Annotated in this window: 5 protein-coding genes; 2 read left to right on the top strand and 3 right to left on the bottom strand. The window is 61.3% G+C overall.

What is annotated here, in order from left to right; all coding sequences use genetic code 11:
* The coding region (locus tag KDH09_00720; protein ID MCB0218189.1) for a GNAT family N-acetyltransferase at positions 1 to 1,930 on the bottom strand (1,930 nt) is incomplete at its 3' end.
* Positions 1,931 to 2,112: 182 nt separating this feature from the next.
* Between KDH09_00720 and KDH09_00725 the strand changes: the two genes are divergently transcribed.
* Positions 2,113 to 2,901, top strand: coding sequence for a hypothetical protein (locus KDH09_00725; protein ID MCB0218190.1), 789 nt, complete (start codon positions 2,113 to 2,115; stop codon positions 2,899 to 2,901).
* Between the two features lie 53 nt (positions 2,902 to 2,954).
* Here the strand turns inward: KDH09_00725 and KDH09_00730 are convergent, their stop codons facing one another.
* Together KDH09_00730 and KDH09_00735 are read right to left on the bottom strand one after the other, a co-directional pair.
* A complete protein-coding gene (locus KDH09_00730; GenBank protein MCB0218191.1) occupies positions 2,955 to 3,422 on the bottom strand; it encodes a DNA starvation/stationary phase protection protein in 468 nt (155 codons plus the stop codon).
* A gap of 162 nt (positions 3,423 to 3,584) precedes the next feature.
* The gene (locus KDH09_00735) at positions 3,585 to 4,244 is read right to left on the bottom strand and encodes a peroxiredoxin (GenBank protein ID MCB0218192.1); all 660 of its coding nucleotides are present in this window, start codon (positions 4,242 to 4,244) and stop codon (positions 3,585 to 3,587) included.
* A gap of 190 nt (positions 4,245 to 4,434) precedes the next feature.
* Between KDH09_00735 and KDH09_00740 the strand changes: the two genes are divergently transcribed.
* A partial coding sequence (locus KDH09_00740; GenBank protein ID MCB0218193.1) for a hypothetical protein occupies positions 4,435 to 4,636 on the top strand: 202 nt, incomplete at its 3' end.

Below are 4,636 nucleotides of genomic sequence, written 5' to 3' on the forward strand. Positions count from 1 at the left end.
GCGCGGCGGCAAGTGCCTGGGCGGCGTCCTCTGGAAAGCGGAAGGCGGGAATGGCGCCGCGCTTCCCTGTGTGGAGCTTGTGGGGCGTCTTCTGCGAGGTGAGCAGCACGCTCATCACGGGCTTCTCGCGCGGCACAGTGCCCGCGCCCTTGGCGATGCCCGCAGCGATGTCGGAGAATTTGGTCACCTGCACGGGCACGTAGATCACCACGACGCAGTCGACCTCGCTGTCGCGACCGACGATCTCGATGACTTCTTCATACTGCTCGGGCGTCGCCGAGGCGATCATGTCCACGGGGTTGGCCAGGCTCGCTGCCGGGGGCAGCACGCTTTCCAGACGGGCCCGCGTGAGCGAGGAGAGCTCGGGAAGCTTGAGCCCCAGCGACTCGCACGCATCGGCGAGCAGGATTCCCGGACCGCCCGCGTTCGTAATAACGGCCACGCGCGGCCCCGGCGGGGGCGGCTGTGAGGAGAGCAGGGCAGCGACGTCGAAGAGTTCCTTGAGGGTGTTCGTGCGAATGACGCCCGCCTGGTCGAAGAGGGCATCGACTGCCACGTCGAGGCTCGCCAGCGCGGCCGAGTGGCTTGACGCCGCGCGGCTTCCCGCCTGGGAGCGCCCGGACTTCACCGCGACGATGGGCTTCTTGCGCGCAACCTCCGGGGCGATCTGCGCGAACTTGCGCGGGTCGCCGAAGCTCTCGAGGTACAGAACGATGACATCGGTGGCCGGGTCTTCGGCCCAGTAAGCGAGCAGGTCGTTGCTGGAGACGTCGGCACTGTTGCCCACGGAGACGAAGCTGGAGACGCCCAGCCCGCGTTCCTTCACGTAGTCGAGAATGGCAATGCCCAGCGCGCCGCTCTGGGTGAGCACGCCGATGCTGCCCGCGGGGGGCATGGCGGCGGCGAAGGTGGCGTTCATGGACACGCGCCTGTCGGTGTTCTGAATGCCCATGCAGTTGGGCCCCACCATGCGCAGGCCCGACTCGCGTACCAGCGTGCGAAGGCGCGCCTCCGCCTCGGCGCCGTTCTCGTCAGTCTCGGCAAAGCCCGCCGAGATCACCACCACCGAGCGAATGCCCTTGGCAGAGCAGTCGTGGATGACGCTTTCTACGCCCGCCGCAGGAACGGCGATGAGCGCCAGGTCGACCTTGCCCTCGATCTCAGTGACGCTGGCAACGCAGGCGAGCCCGTCAATCTCCTTGAGGCTCGGGTGCACCGGATAAAGCTTGCCGGCAAAGCCGGCCTTGCGCAGGTTCGAGAGCAGCGCTCCGCCGATGGAACCCCCCTTGTCGGAGGCGCCGATGACGGCAACCGATTGCGGCTCGAAGAAGTTGCGCACGCTCGAAGCGGTCGCCACGCGCTCGCGCTGCAGGCGCGCGCCGCGGTGCTCGTCGGTTTCCTTGGTGGGAAAGAGGAAGTGAAAGACGCCCTCTTCGAGGGATCGCTTGATCTCGAAACCGCTCTTGGAAAAAACCTCCAGCATGCGGTTGTTCTCGCCGAGCACGTCGGCCTCGAACTCCACGATACCGTGGGCGCGTGCGATGGGGATGAGGTGATCGAGTAGCAGCGTGCCGATGCCGCGCCCCTGGTATTCGTCCTGCACGGCAAAGGCGACTTCAGCAGTTTTGGGAGCGTCTTTTCCCAGGTCGAGCACGCTGTAGCGACCCACGGCGATGATGCGCTCGTCCTCGGCATTGCGTAGCGTCGCGACCAGCGCGACGCGGTCCACGAAGTCGAGCTCGGTAAAACCCTGGAGCTCCTCGTCGGAAAGCCGCTTCTTCGCCCGGAAGAAGCGGAAATAGATCGTTTCCTGGCTCAGGCGATGAAACAGATCGAGCAGGCGTTGCTTGTCGTCGGGCCGGATGGCCCGCAGGTGAATGGAGCCACCATCGCGCAGGATCTCATCGGCGTTGTAGTTGCGGGCGTCCACGGCCCACAAGTGTATGGCAGGCGGGGGAAAAGAAAACCCCCGGTTGTCCTATATTGATTCGCGCAGCGGGTTCCCGAGCGTGCTGCCAAGGGATACAATTACATGATCGAGGGAGAACTGGATTTATGAACAGGGGCTGGCTGGTGGCGCTATTGTGCGCGTTTCTCATATCCGGGTGTAGCGTGGAGAAGTTTCTTGAGGATCGTTCGAGCTCCGTAGAGGCGGACTTTGCAAAAGAGGCCACGGCGCTGATTGCCGCTCACGATGGGGATGCGTTCCTTGAACGTCTCGACCCCTCCATTCGATCAAACGCGGAGGACAACCTTGAGCAGATCTTCGCGGAAATGCCGTCGGGCTCGCTGCTTGAGAGCAAGCTTATCGGGGCTTATTGGCAGTCTTTTAACGGGAAGAAATCATCTCGTCTCGTTTTTCACAATGAGTATGAAAATGGATATGCCATGATTACTGCGGTGGTCGCGGAAAATGATTCCGGATTGGCACTTCTCGGATTTCATGTCCAGAAGTTTTCGCAAGATCTTTCAGAACTGCACGCATTTTCGCTCAAGGGAAAATCAGTCCGTCATCTCTTGATGTTATCTCTTCTGGTTGTCCTGCCACTGTTTTCCATTGCGGTGCTGGTCCTGTGTGTCAAGACTCCAATGGCATCGAAAAAATGGCGATGGATCCTGTTCATCTTGGTGGGTGTCGGGTCATGGCAGCTGAATTGGACAGATGGTGCGACCAGCTTCGGTCTTGCCCAGGTCTACCTTCTGAGTGCGTCATTTGCGCGTGCGAGTGATTACTCGCCCTGGATCGCTTCTGTGTCTGTTCCGTTAGGGGCAATCATATTCTTGATGAGGCGGCCAGCGATCATCGAAAAGTATGAAGCCAGCTTGGCCGCTTCGGCGCAGTTCCCGTCTGATAACGTAGCCGTCACAACCGACGGCTCTGGGGTCACTGATCTGGAATAGAAAACCCCTGCCACCAGGGGCAGGGGCTTCCGGGTTGTCTCTTGATGAAAGAACTATTCGAGCAGGCTGCGGAGCATCCATGCGGTCTTCTCGTGCACGTCGAGACGCTGGGTGAGCAGGTCGGCGGTGACCTGGTCGTGGACGTCCTCGGCCTTGGGCAGCAGCGCGCGGGAGGTGCGGATGACGGTCTCGTGGGCTTCGACAAGGTTGCGGATCATGTCCTGCGCCTTGGGCACGTCGGTGTCTTCCTTGACCGAGGTGAGCTTGGCAAACTGGCTGTAGGTGCCCGGCGCCGGGAAGCCCAGGGCGCGGATGCGCTCGGCAATCTGGTCCACGGCCAGGGCGAGCTCGGTGTAGTGGGTCTCGAACAGAAGGTGCAGGGTCTGGAACATGGGACCCGTGACGTTCCAGTGATAGTAGTGCGTCTTGAGATACAGGCTGTAGGAATCGCCGAGCACCTTGCCGAGTCCGTCGGCGATGCTCTGGCGGTCAGCTTCGGGAATTCCGGTGTCGATCTTCATGGCTCCTCCGGGAAAGGGCTGTGCGCGGCGGGGTTCGCGCGATTGCTATGTCTCTATAGGTAGTGCCTGCGCGCGCGCTGTCAATGATTTTTCCGGAGCTTCAGGGCATCAAAAGAAAAGCCCCCGCCGGGGCAGGGGCTTTTGCTGGTAACAAACGCAAAATTACAGGGACTTCTTGGAGAAGTACCAGTCCGTCACCTTGAGGCTCTTGTCGGCGACGCGCTTCTCTGCGTCCTGCGCGGTGGCCGGGGGCGGAACGATCACGTCGTCGCCGGGCTTCCAGTTGGCAGGGCAGGCAACGCCGTTCTTGTCCACGGTCTGGAGGGCGTCGATCACGCGCTCGATCTCGTCGAAGTTACGGCCCACGTTGAGCGGGTAGTAGATCATGGCGCGCAGGTTCATCTTGGGGTCGATGAAGAACACGCAGCGCACGGTCGCCGTAGCGGCGCTGGGCTCGTGGATCATGCCGTAGAGGCGGGCCACCTTCTGGTCCAGGTCGGCGATGACGGGGAAGGGGATCTCCACGCCGAAGTTGTCCTTGATGTTTCGCACCCAGGCGATGTGGCTGTAGATGGAGTCGATGGAATTGCCGATCAGCTTGACGCCCTTCTTCTTGAGGGACTCGGCGCGGTTGGCAAACTCCATGAACTCGGTGGTGCACACCGGCGTGAAATCGGCCGGGTGGGAGAAAAGGATGACCCAGTCGCCCGCAGCCCACTTCGAGAGCTTCAGCGGCCCGTGGGTGGTATTGGCTTCGAAATCGGGAGCCGGGCCGTTGAGTTCAAGGCGCGGCGGCTGGTTGGTTTCAGTTTCTTCGCTCATTTGGATATGCCCTCCAGTGCATGGGAGAAATCGGGTGGAATGTGCGAGAGGTATATTCGGAGCGAAGAGCCCAATCAAGGCGTGCGGGAGTGGGCGGCGCTCAAAGTAGCTTCAAAGGGACAGCCTTTTGACCCCTCCGGGCGGGGGGCTCTATAAGAATGCGACGACATTCAAACAAAGTGGGGAAATCATGCAGGAGATCAGGATTCTCAAGGCGTGGGACGAGACCGCGCAGCTTCGCCGGCTGGTGCTCGAAGCGGGCGAAATGAAGCAGGCACACACGACTCCGGGTCAGTATCTTGAGCTCTCGCCCGGCGGGGAGCTCAAGAGCTACTTCGCGCTCTGTAACGCGCCCGGCACCGAAAATTTTGAATTATTGGTCAAGCGCGGCA

Source organism: Chrysiogenia bacterium (assembly GCA_020434085.1).
Taxonomy (GTDB): Bacteria; JAGRBM01; JAGRBM01; order JAGRBM01; family JAGRBM01; genus JAGRBM01.